The organism is Cellvibrio chitinivorans, assembly GCF_035117775.1.
Lineage (GTDB): Bacteria > Pseudomonadota > Gammaproteobacteria > Pseudomonadales > Cellvibrionaceae > Cellvibrio > Cellvibrio chitinivorans.
The window spans coordinates 726,090-744,335 of record NZ_JAYKKN010000002.1 but is presented as its reverse complement, the minus strand read 5'-3'; the positions used below and the strand labels follow the sequence as shown (position 1 = coordinate 744,335).

The window sequence follows — 18,246 nt, the reverse complement described above, 5'->3', positions numbered from 1 at the left end:
GAGTTATTGTCTGGCGATAGCTAAGCCTTTGCCAGACATTTAATTGCTACAGCCGCCGCTGAAGTCCTATTTTCTACGCCCAATTTTTTAAATATCTGTTCCAGATGTTTATTTACTGTTCGCGGGCTCATTTCCAAAATCTGACCAATCTCCCGGTTTGTTTTACCATTGGCGATCCACAGCAATACATCGGCCTCACGCCCGGTAACAGAAAACTGTTGCTTGAGTGATTGTGTGTTTTCGGTAGGCTTGCTTGGATTGGTCAAGCGCAGTAAATATTCTTTACCATCAATTAAATTCAGCATTTCCACGCTTAATAATTCGCTCAATTGCTGCAACTGTAATTGACGGCCGGTCTCCGGGTTATGCTTTAGCCAATCACGCAATTGTGTGCCTATATCATCAGTGAGTGCGATTGAGTCTTCGGTTGCTCCCGCTTTATCTAAAAGTTGGTAAACCTGCGGCGTTGCCCACACCAACTCGCCGAATAAATTGATAGTGAATAAAAATTGCCCGGCAGTATCCAGTGCGGCGCGTGCGCTTTGAGTGATTCGTGCGTTGGCCAAGTGAACACGCATGCGTGCTATGAGTTCGTCGGGGTTGATCGGTTTGGTTACGTAGTCTACTCCGCCTGCGCTCAGTCCCATCACAACGTGTTCAGTATCACTTAGCCCTGTCATAAAAATAATGGGTACATCGGTAAGTTGTGGGTTAAGTTTTAATTGTCGGCAAGTTTCAAAACCATCCATATTGGGCATTATGGCATCGAGCAAAATAATATCGGGACGAATATTTTTAGTAATCGTCAGTGCCTGATTGCCTTCAAGGGCAACCAGTACAGTAAAGTGTGCATCTTCCAAAACGTCATTCAGCATGTGAATGCTATCGATTGAATCATCTACCACGAGTACGATTGGCGCTTGTGATTTTGTGTTCATGGTCATGTGCTCTCGTTTATAAAATAATAGTGTGGTCTTATTTCTTTTCTTCTGTCAGTTCGGTGTCAATCAGTGCGACTATTTTTTCGAATTGAAAACTGACTGTTAGTTTTTTTACTTCTTGCATAAATTGTGTTTGAGCAACTCCTGCTTCTTCCATTTCTCGAATTTTATTTTCCAAGCCCTTTTTGTGCCCGATAGACGCAAAGTGAGCAAGATCATCCAGATGTTGTTCATCTGGAAACTCCAATGCACCGATTAATTCAGGCGATGGATTGGCGTTAGGTTTAGTTTTTTCATAACACCAAACAAGATTTAACAGGCGCCCGATGTGATTGAGTAGGACGTTGATGCGCACAGGTTTAAGAACGTAAGCATCGTGCAAAGGTGCAATTTCACTTAGGTGATGAGAAGGGAGATCCTTGCCTTCACTGGCGTCAGCTGAAACCATAATGATGGGCGATTGAAATCCAGACTCGCGCAGATTTTTGGCGAGTTGCCAGCCATTCATTTCAGGCATGGATACATCCAACATAATTAAATCGGGGCAATTACCCTGATTTATTTCCTGTGCGAGGCGGTCCAGTGCAAGTAATGGATTATCCAGTTCAATTATTTCAAAACCTAAAGGCTCAAGCATGGCGCGCATAAGTTGACGATGCGATGCTTCATCATCCACCAGCATCAAACGTTTTGGTTCACCTTTATAGCCATAAATCGTTTGCGCTTGAGAGCTGATAAATTCAGTTTGTGGTTTATTAATGCTTGCAAGCATCAAACTGGCCTTAAAGGTGCTGCCTTGGCCGGGTGTGCTGGTGACTGCAATGTCGCCACCCATAATTTCACTCAGTAAACGAGTGATGGTTAAGCCTAAACCGGTACCAGTAGCGGTTGAACCTGCGCGTCTTACTCGTTCAAATGGGCGAAAGATTCGTTCAATGTTTTCAGGTGCAATACCTTCACCCGTATCGGTAATAGTAAATTCAGCAACTTGGCTGCGATAACGCAACTTGAAAACAACACTGCCTTTATCGGTATATTTGATCGCATTGGATAGCAAATTAATTAAAATCTGGCGTAAACGTTTTTCATCGGTGCGTACCAATTCGGGCAATCGATCTTTACATTCATAAATAAATTGCAAACCTTTGGCTTCAGCTTGTAAGCGGAACATATGAACCAATTGTTCCATTAAAACTGCAATGCGAACCTGGTCTTGATGTAAATCCAATCGGCCAGCTTCAATTTTTGAAATGTCCAATAAGCCTTCAATCAAATCAGCCAAGTGTTCACCGCTGCGGCGAATTACACTCAAGGCATCTTTTCGGTGTGCAGGCATGCTTGGATCTTTTTCGAGTAACTGTGCATAGCCGAGAACAGCATTGAGTGGTGAGCGTAATTCATGGCTAATGCCGGTGAGATAACGGCTTTTGGCGAGGTTGGCAGCTTCAGCTGCTTCTTTAGCTTTTTGCAGCTCGCGATCTGTGCGGTCATGCGCATCAATTTCTTCCATCAGCAAACGGGTTTGCCGCTGTGATTCTTCCTGTGCAACTACGCGGCTTTCATGGGCAAGAACAAATAACCAACTGACAACTCCGGTAATAATCACCAATAGGAAAAAGACTTTCCATAGCGTAGCTTCTAAAAGTGCTGCTGTTTCGGGGGCATCAATAGGTGTTTGAAAATAAATTAAGGATAAAAGAACAGCAGAAAGCCCATTAATAACTAACACTAAAATCAGAAAGTGGCCAAAGCGTGAGTTGATGTAAGAAATTGCAGTTTTGGGAAAAAACAGTTTGAGAAAATCACTGATTTGGGTGGTGTAATTAGCGCCCGGTTTACAGTGGTCATGGCAACGAGCATCAAGCGAGCAACAAAGTGAACAAATATGGCCTGCATAAGCAGGGCAGTAGGTCATATCTTCAGTTTCAAATTTGTGCTCGCAAATACAGCAGGAAATAGTGGCAAGTTTTTGTTCATAACGATTATCGGAATCTGCTATGGAGTCTTGTAAATTAACTGTAGGGCGGGCGAGGTAATAGCGACTTTTGGTTGCAATAGCAATGGCAGGTGCAGCTAAGAGTGCTGTAGCCAGTGCAATGAAATGAGAGAGCGCTTGCGCAATTTCACCCAAAACACCGCTGTGGCACACAATGCCAACAATAGAGGCGATGAGCATTGAGCCAAAGCCTACAGGATTGATGTCGTAGAGATGTGCACGTTTAAATTCGATATGTTTAGGGCTTAATCCAAGTGGTTTGTTAATAATTAAATCCGCAACTAAAGAACCTAACCATGCCACTGCGACTATGCCGTAAAACCCTAAGGTTTGTTCCAGTGCACGATAAACGCCTAGTTCCATCAGTAGTAGTGCAATTGCTACATTGAATACTAACCAGACAACCCGGCCGGGGTGGCTATGGGTTAGGCGCGAGAAAAAATTTGACCAGGCAATAGAGCCGGCATAGGCATTGGTCACATTAATTTTTAATTGACTGAGAATGACAAAAATTCCCGCCATAGACAGTGCGACTTCCGGTGAATTGGCAATGTAACTAAATGCGACCATGTACATACGTGTCGGGTCGGTTGCATCTTCACTAGCGACGCCATGATTCAGTGCGAGTACCGCTAAAAAAGAACCTGCCAAAATTTTAATCGCACCAATGACAATCCAGCCCGGCCCGCCCGCAATTAAAGCCGCCCACCAACTTAAGCGTGCCTTTCGCGTATTCTTTGGCGTAGGTAAAAAGCGTAGGAAGTCTACTTGTTCACCAATTTGTGCGATAAGTGAAAAAATAACTGCTGACGCTGCACCAAATAATAAAATGTTGATGCCATCATTTGATGAGCTTTTCTGTTCAAAACCACCTTCGTATAGCGTCCAACTTTCTACAGCGCTGGCATCGGCATAGATAATAAAAACGAAGGGCAGGAGTTGTAAAATTACCCAGAGCGGTTGGCTCCACAGTTGAAAACGGCTAATAAAAGTAATGCCGTGAGTTACCAGTGGGATAATTGCTAAAGAACTGATCAGATAGCCCCAGGCGAGTGGAATTCCAAATAATAAATCCAAAGCCATCGCCATAATGGCAGCTTCAAGCGCAAAAAATATAAAGGTGAATGATGCGTATATTAGCGATGTGATAGTTGAGCCGATATAGCCAAAACCAGCGCCGCGGGTGAGCAGATCTATATCGACACCATACTTGGCTGCGTAATAGCTAATGGGGATGGCAGTAAGAAAAATAATGACGCTTACCGCGATAATCGCGGCAATTGCGTTAGTAAATCCGTAGTGCAACGTAATTGCTCCACCAATGGCTTCTAACGCAAGAAATGAAATTGCGCCCAGTGCTGTTGTTGCAACTCGTGCAGCAGACCAACGGCGTGCGCGCTTGGCAGTAAAGCGCAGTGCATAGTCTTCCAGCGTTTGGTTAGCGACCCACTGGTTATAGTTTCGCCGCACACGAAATATGTGTTGTTTAGCTGTCATGGTCTCCCCGTAAAACAGTCTGTTCGTCCGGGAACGTCTCGTTATCAATAGTGGTATGAATCGGCGTTTTCCATTTGCCTTCTAATTGCGCACTGTTCGCGCTTTATGTTTTTTTGTGGTGCAGCTTATTTTTTGTATGGGTGCTTAGCTGCTGGCAATTGGGCTTCCTGCCATTTGCATCACTTATATTTTTATTACTACTCAATTGCTGTACCAACTTTAAAAATATTCTATGCGTTAAATGACGTAGTGACGTGTGTCATTTATCGAATGGTGTCACGCACTCCTCATCACTAGATTGAGCAACGTGAACGGATGTTGTTCCACAGGGCTGATCGCTAAGCCAACACCTGTTGACAATATCCGTTAAGACAATACTCGCTAATGACTAGAGGAAAGATCATGAACATGACCATGCGCAATACCATGCAACTGGGTCGGCCAGCGAAAGCGGTCAGCGGTTGGAAAAAATGTTTGCTTGCACTTGCTGCATCTTTGGCAATTGGTGGTACGCAAGCGGCCGATGTAAATACCACGGGCCTTGCGGTAACTGATACCACAGTTAAGGTCGGTATCCTTCACTCAGTAACCGGCACTATGGCGATCAGTGAAACAGGTTCAGTACAGGCCGAGAAGTTAGCGATTGATCAAATCAACGCTATGGGTGGTGTGCTTGGTCGCAAGATTGAATACATTCAAGAAGATGGCGCATCTGACTGGCCAACTTTTGCTGAAAAATCCAAAAAATTATTGGTGAACGATAAGGTTGCTGCGGTATTTGGCTGCTGGACTTCTGCATCGCGCAAAGCGGTTCTGCCAATTTTTGAACAATACAATGGGATGCTCTACTACCCAACTTTCTATGAAGGTTTGGAGCAATCACCTAACGTAATTTATACCGGTCAAGAAGCAACCCAGCAAATTATTGCGGGTATTGACTGGGTAACTAAAACCAAAGGTGCCAAGTCATTCTACTTGCTTGGTTCTGATTATATTTGGCCACGCACCTCTAACAAAATTGCACGTAAGCACATTGAAAAATTGGGCTTGAGTGTAGTGGGTGAAGAGTACTATCCGTTGGGTCACACCCAATTCAACTCAGTTATTAACAAAATCAAACTGAAAAAGCCGGACGTAATTTATGCAATCGTTGTAGGTGGTTCAAACGTAGCCTTCTACAAGCAGTTAAAAGCTGCCGGTATCGATATGACCAAAGAAAAGCCACTGGTATTGACCATCTCCGTAACTGAAGACGAAATCCTTGGCATCGGCGGTGAGAACATGGTGGGTGCATATGCGGCGATGAAATACTTCCAAAGCTTGCCAAACGACAACAACAAAAAGTTTGTTGAAGCATTTAAAGAAAAATATGGCAAAGACATCGTTATCGGTGACGTAACTCAAGCAGCTTACCTTGGCCCTTGGTTGTGGAAAGCAGCGGTAGAAAAAGCCGGTTCATTTGATATCGACAAAGTTCGCGCCGCATCACCAGGCCTTGAGTTGACTACTGCACCTGAAGGTTACGTGAAAGTTCACCCGAACCATCACCTCTGGTCAAAAACCCGCGTAGGCCATGCACGTGCCGATGGTCAATACGATGTGGTGTTTGAAACCAAAGACTTGATCGAGCCGGATCCATTCCCGAAAGGTTATCAATAATAAAAATAGCAATCACCAGCCATTGGCTGGTGATTGCGTTGTGAGAACGTATTGTCAAAGCTAATTTTTTAATCGAGATGAGGATACAGCCATGTTCGCTGAATACAGTACCTCGGAGTTGATGTCGATCTTTGCCATGCAGGGCGTAGCAGGATTGATTTTGTTTTCCGTGTTTGTGCTTATGGCCTTAGGGCTTGCAATTATTTTTGGTCAGATGGGTGTGATCAATATGGCACACGGCGAATTTATGATTCTCGGTGCCTATGTTACCTATTTAACCTCACAAGTTTTTTCTACTTACCTTCCTGATTTTTTCAGCATTTATTTTATTCTCGCGATGATTCTCGCATTTATCGCCGCCGCTGCGCTGGGTGCGCTTGTGGAGTGGGCGATGATACGACATTTATATAATCGTCCACTGGATACGCTGCTCGCAACCTGGGGTTTAAGTTTAATTTTGCAGCAACTTTATCGCACAGTATTTGGTGCGCGCGAAGTAGGTGTGACCTTGCCGGATTGGCTGATGGGCTCATATCAATTAACCGAAACTGTTGAGCTGCCAATAAACGGCTTGTTTGTAATGTGCCTTGCACTGGGAATTTCTCTCGCCGTGGCGATTCTCATGTATCGCTCGCGTTGGGGAACACAAGTTCGCGCAGTAGTACAAAATCGTCCAATGGCAGGTGCTGTTGGTATCAATACTGGAAAAGTAGATCGCATAACATTCGCATTGGGTTGCGGCATTGCAGGTGTCGCAGGCAGCGCGTTTACCATGATCGGTTCTACTGGCCCGACTTCTGGCCAACTTTATATTGTCGATACTTTCCTTGTCGTTGTGTTTGGTGGTGCGGCCAGTTTACTCGGCACAATTGCTTCAGCGTTCACCATCTCGCAAGCGCAATCCACCATGGAGTTTTTCATGAGCGGTTCCATGTCAAAAGTACTCACACTTTTGTTCGTGGTGTTCATTCTAATGTTACGCCCTCAAGGTTTGTTTACCTTGAAAGTGCGTCGTTAAGGGGAGGGAATGATCATGTCAATGTTGCCAACAAAAGCAGGTTTTGCATCACTCTTTCCTAAAAAAGATATGGTCGGGTTTTTAGTGCTCGCAGTAATTTTGGTGGTGGTATTGCCGCTGTCACTTGATATTTTCCGTCTCAATCTCATCGGTAAATACTTAACCTATGCCTTTGTTGCAGTGGGTTTGGTGTTGTGCTGGGGTTACGGGGGTATTTTGAGTTTAGGGCAGGGCGTGTTTTTCGGTTTGGGTGGTTACGCCATGGCGATGTTCCTAAAGCTGGAAGCCTCTGACCCTGAAAGTACCAAAATTCAATCCACACCTGGTATTCCCGATTTTATGGATTGGAATCAGCTCACCGAATTGCCTTTATTCTGGGAGCCCTTCCATAGTTTTGGTTTTACTTTGCTCGCGATTATTTTGCTGCCGACAATTTTGGGTTACATCATTGGCGTGGCTATGTTTAAGCGCCGTGTAGGTGGTGTGTACTTTGCAATTATCACGCAAGCAATCGCTGCCATTCTCACTATCTTAATTATCGGTCAGCAAGGTTATACCGGCGGTGTTAATGGTATGACTGACTTGCGCACATTACATGGCTATGACATTCGTACCGACAGTGCCAAATACGTATTTTATTTTCTGTGCGTGTTTATGCTCTTTGTCTGCTTGTTCATCGCTCAATTTATTCGAAAAAGTAAATTGGGTCGTTTGCTGGTGGCGATGCGCGATAAAGAAGACCGTGTACGTTTTTCCGGTTACGACGTCTCCAACTTTAAAATCTTTGTGTTCTGTATAGGTGCAATCTTTGCTGCGATTGGCGGTGCTATGTTTACCCTGCAAGTGGGTTTTATGTCGCCAACCTTAGTCGGGATAGTGCCTTCAATTGAGATGGTAATTTTCTGTGCGGTGGGTGGCCGCTTATCGATTATTGGTGCGGTATACGGTGCGCTTGTGGTGAATTTTGCAAAAACCACTTTCTCGGAAAGTTTTCCTGAACTCTGGTTATTTGCGATGGGTGGTTTGTTTATCGCGGTGGTAATGGCATTTCCTAATGGTTTGGCAGGTTTGTACAACACCTACGCTGCCCCGAAAGTGGATGCGCTTTTTGCCTCACTGTTTGGCAAGAAAAATTCGTCGGGTACGACTCCACCAACACCACCATCAGTCCCTACAACTCCTTCATCAGTAAAACCTGCTGAATCAAAAACTGAATCTTCTACCATGCTACAAGGAGCACTCCATGAGCCCCAGTAATACAGACTTTGTATTGGCGGTGGAAGGTCTCACCGTTTCATTCGATGGTTTTAAAGCGGTTAATGATTTGAGTTTTTATGTGGATGAAAATGAAATCCGCGTAATTATCGGCCCTAATGGTGCAGGTAAAACAACCGTGTTGGATTTGATCTGTGGCCGCACCAAAGCAACCGAAGGCTCGATCAAATTTCGCAATAAAGAACTCACCAAAATGCGTGAGCATGAAATTGTGAAAGCCGGTGTGGGGCGTAAATTCCAGAACCCTTCTATTTATGGTGATCTCACCGTATTTGAAAATTTGGAAATTTCGTTTCCGCGCGGTCGCTCGGTATTTGGTGCTTTAGCATTCAAACGCGATGAAGAGGTGATTAACAAAGTCAATGAAGTTGCCAACATGATTTTTCTTGGTGACCAACTTGATCGGCAAGCCGAGTTGCTCAGCCACGGGCAAAAACAGTGGTTGGAAATCGGCATGTTGCTGATGCAAGACCCGGATTTGTTGATGCTGGATGAACCGGTGGCAGGAATGTCTGTTGGCGAGCGTCAGCAAACCGCAGAGTTATTGCGCAGCATTATCAAAGATCGCTCGGTAATTGTGATCGAACACGATATGCAATTTGTTGCACAAATCGCTGACAAGGTGACAGTGCTTCATCAAGGAAAGATTCTCGCCGAAGGTTCGGTCGAAAAAGTGAAGACGGATCCTAAAGTGATTGAAGTCTACCTGGGACATTAGAGACGGGCTATTAAGAGGAATTGACTATGTTATCTGTATCCGACTATCGCGTAAGTTACGGCCAGAGTGAAGTATTGCACGGATTAAATTTTGAAATAAAACCCCGTGAAATAGTCGCGGTGATGGGGCGCAACGGGATGGGAAAAACCACGCTGATGAAATCGCTGATGGGAGTTATCCCCAGTTCCGGAGGCAGTGTAAAACTGGATGGAAAAGAAGTCAGCCAGCTTAAAAGCCATCAGCGTGTTGCAAATGGTTTTGGTTTTGTTCCTCAAGGGCGCATGATTTTTTCTAGTATGACGGTAAAAGAAAATATCGAAACTGGTTTAACTACCACTAAAAAACGCTCTGTACCCAAAGAGCTTTACGATATGTTTCCGGTGCTGTTGGAGATGCGCAACCGACGCGGCGGGAACTTATCGGGCGGTCAGCAGCAACAATTGGCAATTGCCCGTGCATTGGCGAGTGATCCCAAAATGTTATTTCTCGATGAGCCAACTGAAGGTATTCAACCATCGATCATTCGCGAAATGGGACGCACCTTAAAAGATATTCGCGATCAGCGTGGTTTATCGATTGTAGTGTCCGAGCAAGTATTAAGTTTTGCGCTGGATATTGCTGACCGGATTTTAGTGATTGAGAAAGGTCAGATCGTACACGAAGAGCTGCGTGAGACAGTGAATGAAGCAAAAGTGGCTTCTTATTTATCTGTCTAAATTTATTTAATTTTTAACGCCTTCAACTTCAGCCAGCTTTCGCTATGTCTCGGGCGACTGCTGGCTTTTTTATGTTCTCTTCTTATACCCCTGTGACTCCTGATTTTCTTGTCTATACGTCAAATAGCGTAGGTCTGCGCGCTATTTGTCGTATGGTGAAACTCATTGCTGAGCCAGATACTGACCCTGTCACGTTAAGTGCGTCCCACATCCATCAGGAGTTAAAACCATGGCTGAAACGATTATCAAAATTGATTTAAAAAAATCTCCCTACGAAAACGAAATGATTCACAACCGCTGGCATCCGGACATTCCCATGGTTAAAACCGTGAAGCCTGGCGATGATTTTATTATCGAATGTTACGACTGGACCGGTGGTCAAATTAAAAATGACGACTGCGCTGACGACGTGCGCGATGTAGATTTAACCCAGGTGCATTTTCTTTCTGGCCCTGTGGGTGTTGAAGGTGCAGAGCCGGGTGATTTATTGGTCGTTGATATTTTAGATATAGGTACATTTCAAGAAAGTCAGTGGGGTTTTAATGGATTTTTCTCCAAACAAAACGGTGGCGGATTTTTAACCGAGCATTTCCCGGAAGCACAAAAATCCATTTGGGATATTAACGGTATGTTTACCAAATCCCGCCATATTCCAAACGTCGAATTTGCTGGTTTGGTTCACCCGGGTTTGATCGGTTGTTTGCCCTCCAAAGAAATGTTGTTGGAATGGAATAAGCGCGAAAAAGAACTCTATGAAACCGAGCCAGATCGCGTTCCTGCGTTAGCCACACTTCCATACGCGGATACCGCGCACATGGGCAAAATGACGGGTGATGCAGCCAAAGCAGCCGCTGCTGAAGGTGCGCGCACGGTTCCGCCACGTGAGCACGGCGGTAACTGCGACATTAAAGATTTGTCGCGCGGTTCTAAAATCTATTTCCCTGTGTATGTAAAAGGCGGTGGTTTGTCAGTTGGCGATTTGCACTTTAGCCAAGGCGATGGTGAGATCACTTTTTGCGGTGCTATCGAAATGGCGGGGTGGATTCATCTGCGCGTCAATTTGATCAAAGATGGTATGTCTAAATACGCGATTAAAAACCCCATTTTCAAACCAAGCCCAATTGCGCCTAAATACGATGACTACTTAATCTTTGAAGGTATTTCGGTTGATGAATATGGCGAGCAACATTATTTGGATGTGCACGTTGCTTATCGTCAAGCTTGTTTGAATGCCATCAATTATTTAACCAAGTTTGGTTACAGCAAAGCGCAGGCTTACTCCATTTTAGGTTGTGCGCCGGTGCAAGGGCATATCTCGGGTGTGGTGGATATTCCAAACGCCTGTGCAACTTTGTGGTTGCCGACGGATATTTTCGACTTCGATGTAAACCCATCGGCAGAAGGCCCAACCAAAAAGGTATCGCCGGGAATGGATGTGCCTTTGTCTAAGGATAAATAAATCCCCCTAGCCCCCTTTTTCAAAGGGGGTACTTTGTGCAAAGCACTCTTCTAGCTCCTCCCTTTGAAAAAGGGAGGCGGGGGAGGGATTAAATCTTCTGGAGAAAAATATGCCCGTTTACGATTACAAATGCACCGACCATGGTTTGTTTTATGAATTAGCCTCAGTGGATGATTCAAGTAAACCTGCGGCTTGCCCCACTTGCGCCAAACTCAGCGCACGCGTGATTATGCTTGCGCCAGAATTTATGGACATGAAAAAAGAAAACCGCGCTGCACATGCGCGCAATGAAGCGGCGGTACATACACCGGTGCTATCGACACCTGAATATCGTGCTGAACAACAGGCACGCCGCGAACATAAACACGGTAAAGGTTGTGGATGTGGTGATAAGCCGATTCGCAAATCCAATCTGATGTACACCGCAGGCGGCAATAAAATGTTTCCCTCAATGCGCCCCTGGATGATCAGTCATTAACAAATAATTTTAAAAACTACAGCCACAAAAAAGCCCGCACTGCGGGCTTTTTTGTACTGGTTATCCTGTCATTATTCAGATTTTGTCGTTTGTTCTGCGCGTTTTTGTTGACGCTTTTTCCATGCGTGATTCACATGCCAGCGCCAATAACCTTGCATTCCGAAATACGCGCAGCCTCCCAGTACCAATCCCATCAGAATTGTGCCTAACAAAAATGGTGGGGCGAAGCGCCCGATTTCTTTCATCACCCAAGCCCAAGTCATTTCAAATTTAAAAGCCTCGGGCGGAATTCCCAGAATCAAACAGCCAATTTTGTAGGCCAGAAAAAAGAAAAAGGGAATAGTGAGTGGATTGGTAATCCAAACCAATGCAACACAAATCGGCAAATTGCAACGGAAGTACAATGCGGCAAATGCCGCTACGGCCATCTGCCCGGGGAGCGGGAATGCAAACGCAATAAATGTCCCCCAGAAAAAGGCAACTGAAACTGAGTGACGATTCAGGTGAAACAGGTTCGGGTCGTGCAGTAAATCCCCCAAAAAGTGCAATGAGCGATTGCTTTTGATTGCGGCAGGTGAGGGGAAAAAACGTTTAAGTAGATTACGCGCCATGCTGGAAACCGGAGTACTACCAAAAAAGAGACCGCATTATGCCTATAAATAGGCTTGAAGACTATGAGACAGGTGAATGATGTGGCGCCAGCCACTTACTTGTCTGCCCGAGCGGTATACCATAAGCTGCGCTCCAATCTGATGACACCGAGCGCCGCCCACCAGATCGTGTAAGTTATTATTGGCAATAAGGAATATCGCCATGCCCCGCCTGTTATTACTATTCTCATTTGGCGTTGTCGCCGTTAGTTTTTTCCCTGTTTTACCTCCCTTGTGGTCTTTATTTCTCGCGATTCCCCTTATCGCCATTCTATTTATCGTCGATATAGGGCGATTCGGGCTCGCCCGTTATGCCTCTGCTTTGATTATTGGGGTTTCATGGGGCGTTTACTCCGGCCACGGGCTGGTTGCACTTCAGTTGGATGATAAGTGGGCGGGTAAAGATCTTCTGGTCACTGGCCATGTTCAGGGCTTGCCCGAGCGGGATGAGCGCCGCCAGCGTTTTAACCTGAGTGTTGAGTCTGCACAGACATCTGCGGGGCAGGCAATTCCTCTTGAGCAATTTCCCCAGCGGCTGCAACTGAGCTGGTATTTGTATCAGCGTAATGGAAAATCTGTCGATGTATCGAGCTTGGTAATTGGCGATAAATGGCAACTGCGAGTGCGACTTAAGCGTCCGCGTGGATTTGTGAATCCGGCGGGGTTCGATTATCAAGCTTGGCTGCTTCGTCAAGGAATTGGAGCAACCGGTTATGTGGTTGAGCACCCATTGAATCAGCAGATTAAAGATGAAAAGAAATTATTTAGCGCTGTTGATTGGATCAACAAGCAACGCTATGAGTTGCAGCAGTGGATTCTCGCCCGCAGTGAATCGAGTGAGCGCGGAATTTTAATTGCGCTGCTTATTGGTGATTCGGCTTATGTTGAAAAAAGCCAATGGATGCGCATGCAGCAAACAGGCACCAGTCATTTAATTGCGATTTCAGGTTTGCATGTTGGTTTTTTGGCAATTTTTGGTTTTTATCTCGGCTTATGGATTGGCAAAGCGATTCAACTCATGTGGCACTCATGCCCAGCGCTAATGATCGCATGGTGCTGCGCAATTATTTGCGCAAGTTTTTATTCGGCGCTGGCGGGTTTTAATATCCCTACGGTGCGCACTCTGATCATGCTGGCGGTGTTTTATCTTGCGTGTTTAGGTCGCCGCAGCATTAATGTCACCCACATTTTTTGTTTCGCGTTGGCGATAGTGGTGGTGATTGATCCACTTGCCGCATTGGATATGGGCTTTTGGTTATCCTTTGGCGCTGTTGCTTTATTGCTAATGTATTTTTCTGGCTGTTTGGTTGTTAAAAAACAGAACCAGCCATGGTCGGGTTTTGATGCTAACCAGATAATTTTTGGCTTTATTCGCTCCCAGTGGGTGATGTTTATCGGCTTGTTGGTGCCGCTGAGTTTATTAGTTAGCACTGTCTCGTTGGTGGCGCCTATCGCCAATGCGATAGCCATTCCGCTCATTACATTTTTGGTTGTTCCTCCTTTATTAATCAGTGCTGCGACCAATTCCATATTGCCTAATGTCAGTAATTTTTTATTAACCGCCGCAGGCTGGTTAATGGAAATCCTTAAAGTGGTGCTGGATAAATTACTTGAAATGGGTGGCTTATGGGCAAGTCCGATTGTTGCATTTCGGCCTGAATTAGCAGTGTTAATCGCGCTGAGCTGCTGTTTGTTGTTATTGCCAAAAGGATTATTTTTCCGTTCACTCGGATGGTGCGGTTTAGGTGTAGGTTTTTTATTCAGTTTTATTTTGGTGCCGCCACAGTCAGCGGATTTAAAGCTGACGGTGTTGGATGTAGGGCAGGGAACTGCTGTAGTGGTTCAAGTGGGTAAACAAACCTTGGTTTACGATACAGGCCCCAAATACACCGACAGTTTTGATGCTGGCAGCGGCATAGTTGCACCTTATTTATATGCTCATGGAATCCGGCATATTGATCGTTTAATTGTGAGCCATGGCGATATGGATCATGCGGGCGGTTTGGCTGGCTTGATGGAGAAGACAAGTATCGATCAAATATTTGCTGGCGAGCCTGAAAGTTTTCAGCTAGAAAAATTCGCGTTTGAACAATATCAGCAAGATATGTTCAACAAAATCGGCGTGCAAAATTGTCACCAAGCGACTGATTGGCAATGGCTGTCTGATCAGCGGCAAACAATTAAATTTCGATTTTTACAATTCCCGCAAACTGCGCGCGCCAATGCAAATAATCATTCCTGTGTGTTGCTGATCAGTTATGGCGATCAACATATTCTGTTACCCGGCGACATAGAAACCTCGGTTGAAAATCAATTAATACGTTCGCAACAGTTGCCTGAGAAAATTCAGGTTTTGCTGGCGGGGCATCATGGTAGTCGCACTTCATCTGGGATTAGTTTTGTTAATAACACGCAACCGCACATCGTGGTTTATTCGGCGGGCTATCGCAGCCAGCATGGGCATCCTCATCCGCAGGTTAGGCAACGGTTTCAAGCGGTGGGCAGTCGGGAGCTAAATACCGCAGATGCTGGTGCGGTTGTGCTTGAGTGGAAAAATGAGCAACTGGCGGTGCGTGAATATCGTCAATTTGCCCGCCGGTATTGGTTTGATTGAGGATTGATTCGGCTTTAACACTGGCACCAAATGCAACTTCTTCACACATTTATAGACAAAACTGTCTGTCGCATGGCAATTACGACTGCTTGTGGTAATGTACGCCGCGACCAAGGGCCATAGGCTCCACGATTTACACAATAAGAGGAAGCTATCTGTGTTTGAGATTTTTTTAGCCGGCGGTTTTTTGATGTGGCCGATTCTGGCCTGTTCACTCATCGTAATAGCCGTTAGCGCCGAACGTTATTGGACGCTCAATCCCGCTAAAATCGCCCCCAAAACCCTGCTGGCGCAGGTGTGGAGCTGGATTAAAAATAATCAACTTGATGCTACCAAACTGCGTGAGCTCAAGCAGTCTTCTCCTCTCGGCCAAATTCTTGCGGCAGGTCTGAGCAACTCCAAACATGGCCGTGAAGTGATGAAAGATTCGGTGCAAGAGGCCGCCAGTCAGGTCATCCACGAGTTGGAACGCTACGTTAATATCCTTGGCACTATCGCCAATATTGCGCCCTTGCTGGGTTTGCTGGGTACTGTATTCGGCATGATTCAGGTTTTTAACTCGATCATGATTCAAGGCACCGGCAATACTGGCGTATTGGCTGGTGGCATTTCCGTCGCCCTCTATACCACCGCGGCTGGTTTGATCGTGGCTATTCCGGCGATGATCGCGCACCGTTTTTTCCAGCGTCGTATCGATTCCATCGTAGTCACCATGGAAGAAGAGGCGATCAAACTGGTCGATGCGCTGCACAGCGACCGTCGTGTTGATGTGAAACTGGTTTAAGGGCGCGAGGTTGTCACGTGAAATTTCGTCGTCAAAGAACAGAAGATGAAGGGGTAAACCTGACGCCACTGATCGATGTGGTGTTTTTGCTCCTTATCTTTTTTATGGTTTCCACCACCTTTACCAAAGAGACACATTTGAGTGTCGATTTGCCAGAGGCTGTGGGTGAGCAGAGCAGTGAGCTGCCCGAGCAGATCGAGATTTTGATCAGCAGCGATGGCAGCTACTCGGTCAATGGGCAGGCGCTGGTCAATAGCAAAATCGAGACTCTAAAGTCGGCAATTACCAAAATGGCTGAGGGAGATAACAAGGTGCCGCTGGTGATTACTGCCGATGCTAAAACCCCGCACCAAGCTGTGGTTCAGGCGATGGATGCCGCTGGGCAGTTGGGTTTCTCTCATTTGAGTATTACCACCCGCCAGCCCGAGCCTGAAAAAGACTAAGGGGCTGAGCCTGAAAAAGACAGGCGACTCGGTTACAATCCCAACCAGTTTCGCAACCAGAAGGACTTTTGTATCCCGGATGCAAAAGTCCTTTTTGTTTTGTGCCTTCTTTATTATTCCAAGCCGATAGGATCGCTATTTGAGCTCTCCCAATTTATCAACTCAAGCTCCGCCTGCGCGCAAACAAAATCCCTGGCTGGCAGCTTGGTATGGCAATGCTGTCTGGACATACTTGCTTTTACCTTTGTCGTGGATTTTTGTCGGGCTGGCTGGTTTGCGCCGCTACTGGATTTTGCGCTACACCCAAAAGAAGCTGGTAACGCCGGTGATTGTCGTAGGCAATATTTCCGTGGGTGGCACTGGTAAAACGCCGTTACTGATTTCATTGGTAAAACGACTCCAGCAACAAGGCTTTAACCCCGGTGTAATTAGCCGTGGTTATGGCGGAAAGGCGAGTCAATATCCTTATCTGCTTGATCCATCAAGCACCGCCGCCGAAGCGGGTGATGAACCTATTACCATTTATCAACAAACTGGTTGCGCAGTGTGTGTCGGGCCAGATCGTATCGCTGTTGCGCGCGCGCTGGAAGACCAAAATTGCGATGTGCTAGTGAGCGATGATGGTTTACAACACTATCGCTTGGGGCGCGACATCGAAATCGCCGTTGTTGATGGGCAACGCGGATTGGGGAATGGTTGGCGCTTGCCTGTCGGCCCACTGCGCGAGCCTAAATCGCGCTTAAAAACGGTTGATTGGGTGGTGGTAAATTCTCCATCCGAAAATTTCACCCTACCGGGATTGGCAGATTTGTTTTACGTGCCTATGCAAATCAATGCAGCTGATTTAGTCCATCTACAAACAGGCGAGAAAAGTACCGTAGCTGAGTTGGCTGGTGTACAGGTAAATGCGGTTGCGGGCATTGGCAATCCGCAGCGTTTTCTTAATACCTTGAATCAATTAGGCGTTGATGCAGAGCTACATGAATTTCCTGATCATCACTCTTATACGGAAACTGACTTTAAATTTACAAATGATTTGCCGGTGGTGATGACCGAAAAAGATGCTGTGAAGTGCCGCAGCTTCGCGCAACCGAATTGGTTTTATTTACCGATTAGTGCCAGCTTGCCAGATAGTTTTTGGGTTGCGCTTCAACAAAAGTTGGAGCGAATCTGTGAACAGAAGCGATCCATATTCAAATCGAAATAGAATTTACTTAACGGAATCTAATCATGAGTTTTTATGTTGTTATTCCTGCGCGTTATGCATCCACGCGTTTGCCAGCAAAACCATTAAAAGAAATCGCAGGCAAGCTGATGATCCAACACGTTTATGAGCGCGCCTGTGAAAGTGATGCTGCGCAAGTAATCATCGCTACCGATGATGCCCGAATTGAAGAGGCTGCCAAAGCATTCGGCGCGCGCGTATGTATGACTTCGGCGGCACATAATTCCGGCACAGATCGTTTGCAAGAAGTAGTAACACAATTGGGGTTGAAAGAAACCGACATAGTGGTGAATGTTCAAGGTGATGAGCCTTTGATTCCGCCGGAAGTGATCAATCAGGTCGCGGCCAATTTGGCTGCAAATAATTACGCAAGCGTCGCAACACTTAGCGAGCCTATTCATAACTTGGATGATTTTCGCAATCCCAATATAGTAAAAGTGGTTGCCGATATTGCTGGTAAAGCCTTGTATTTTAGCCGTGCGCCTATCCCTTGGCCGCGCGATCATTTCGCTAAAGCGGATGTGAATACCTTGTCTGATAACTTCCCCGCGCAGCGCCATATTGGCATTTACGCATATCGTGTGGCGCTGTTGAATCGCTTTATTACTTGGCCACAAGCGCAGTTGGAACAAATAGAGTCACTGGAGCAATTGCGTGTGTTGGCAAATGGTGAAGCCATTCATATCGCAGAAGCTTGCGCCGCAGTTCCCGGCGGTGTGGATACTGAAGCTGATTTGCAGCGCGTAAAAGCAATTCTGGAAAATCAGGCTTAA

15 protein-coding genes are annotated in these 18,246 nt (G+C 45.9%); 12 read left to right on the top strand and 3 right to left on the bottom strand.

Annotated features, from left to right (window positions below):
* Window positions 1-20: 20 nt before the first annotated feature.
* Complete coding sequence (locus SPL68_RS09820; RefSeq protein WP_323814930.1) at window positions 21-944, bottom strand: response regulator; 924 nt, start codon at window positions 942-944, stop codon at window positions 21-23.
* Window positions 945-975: 31 nt separating this feature from the next.
* Window positions 976-4,434 (bottom strand): hybrid sensor histidine kinase/response regulator, encoded by a 3,459-nt coding sequence (locus tag SPL68_RS09815; RefSeq protein WP_323814928.1) that lies wholly within the window; start codon window positions 4,432-4,434, stop codon window positions 976-978.
* Window positions 4,435-4,842: 408 nt separating this feature from the next.
* Between SPL68_RS09815 and urtA the strand changes: the two genes are divergently transcribed.
* From urtA to SPL68_RS09780, 7 genes are all read left to right on the top strand, one after another.
* A complete protein-coding gene (gene urtA / locus SPL68_RS09810) occupies window positions 4,843-6,093 on the top strand; it encodes an urea ABC transporter substrate-binding protein (RefSeq protein ID WP_323814970.1) in 1,251 nt (416 codons plus the stop codon).
* Window positions 6,094-6,184: 91 nt separating this feature from the next.
* Window positions 6,185-7,111 (top strand): urea ABC transporter permease subunit UrtB, encoded by a 927-nt coding sequence (gene urtB / locus SPL68_RS09805; protein ID WP_323814927.1) that lies wholly within the window; start codon window positions 6,185-6,187, stop codon window positions 7,109-7,111.
* Window positions 7,112-7,126: 15 nt separating this feature from the next.
* Window positions 7,127-8,368, top strand: a complete 1,242-nt coding sequence (gene urtC, locus SPL68_RS09800) for an urea ABC transporter permease subunit UrtC (protein WP_323814926.1) — start codon at window positions 7,127-7,129, stop codon at window positions 8,366-8,368.
* On the top strand, window positions 8,355-9,104 hold the full coding sequence (gene urtD / locus SPL68_RS09795) for an urea ABC transporter ATP-binding protein UrtD (protein WP_323814925.1): 750 nt from the start codon (window positions 8,355-8,357) through the stop codon (window positions 9,102-9,104). Before urtC ends, urtD begins: the two co-directional genes overlap by 14 nt.
* A gap of 26 nt (window positions 9,105-9,130) precedes the next feature.
* Window positions 9,131-9,820, top strand: coding sequence for an urea ABC transporter ATP-binding subunit UrtE (gene urtE, locus SPL68_RS09790; protein WP_323814924.1), 690 nt, complete (start codon window positions 9,131-9,133; stop codon window positions 9,818-9,820).
* A gap of 229 nt (window positions 9,821-10,049) precedes the next feature.
* Window positions 10,050-11,279 carry a formamidase gene (gene fmdA / locus SPL68_RS09785; RefSeq protein ID WP_323814923.1) on the top strand — a complete coding sequence of 410 codons (1,230 nt, stop codon included), beginning with the start codon at window positions 10,050-10,052 and terminating at the stop codon, window positions 11,277-11,279.
* Window positions 11,280-11,388: 109 nt separating this feature from the next.
* Entirely contained in the window at window positions 11,389-11,757 is a 369-nt protein-coding gene (locus tag SPL68_RS09780) for an FmdB family zinc ribbon protein (RefSeq protein WP_323814922.1), read from the top strand.
* 71 nt (window positions 11,758-11,828) lie between these two features.
* On the opposite strand, the gene SPL68_RS09775 is transcribed toward SPL68_RS09780, so the two are convergent.
* Entirely contained in the window at window positions 11,829-12,368 is a 540-nt protein-coding gene (locus SPL68_RS09775; protein ID WP_323814921.1) for a DUF2062 domain-containing protein, read from the bottom strand.
* A 202-nt stretch (window positions 12,369-12,570) separates the two neighbouring features.
* Here SPL68_RS09775 and SPL68_RS09770 point away from each other — a divergent pair, with 202 nt between their 5' ends.
* The 5 genes from SPL68_RS09770 to kdsB all read left to right on the top strand — a co-directional run bounded on the left by SPL68_RS09770 (window position 12,571) and on the right by kdsB (window position 18,246).
* A complete protein-coding gene (locus SPL68_RS09770; RefSeq protein WP_323814920.1) occupies window positions 12,571-15,021 on the top strand; it encodes a DNA internalization-related competence protein ComEC/Rec2 in 2,451 nt (816 codons plus the stop codon).
* Window positions 15,022-15,178: 157 nt separating this feature from the next.
* Entirely contained in the window at window positions 15,179-15,805 is a 627-nt protein-coding gene (locus SPL68_RS09765) for a MotA/TolQ/ExbB proton channel family protein (protein WP_323814919.1), read from the top strand.
* Window positions 15,806-15,822: 17 nt separating this feature from the next.
* Complete coding sequence (locus tag SPL68_RS09760; protein WP_323814918.1) at window positions 15,823-16,248, top strand: ExbD/TolR family protein; 426 nt, start codon at window positions 15,823-15,825, stop codon at window positions 16,246-16,248.
* Between the two features lie 139 nt (window positions 16,249-16,387).
* The gene (gene lpxK, locus SPL68_RS09755; protein WP_323814917.1) at window positions 16,388-17,455 is read left to right on the top strand and encodes a tetraacyldisaccharide 4'-kinase; all 1,068 of its coding nucleotides are present in this window, start codon (window positions 16,388-16,390) and stop codon (window positions 17,453-17,455) included.
* A 23-nt stretch (window positions 17,456-17,478) separates the two neighbouring features.
* Complete coding sequence (kdsB, locus tag SPL68_RS09750) at window positions 17,479-18,246, top strand: 3-deoxy-manno-octulosonate cytidylyltransferase (RefSeq protein ID WP_323814916.1); 768 nt, start codon at window positions 17,479-17,481, stop codon at window positions 18,244-18,246.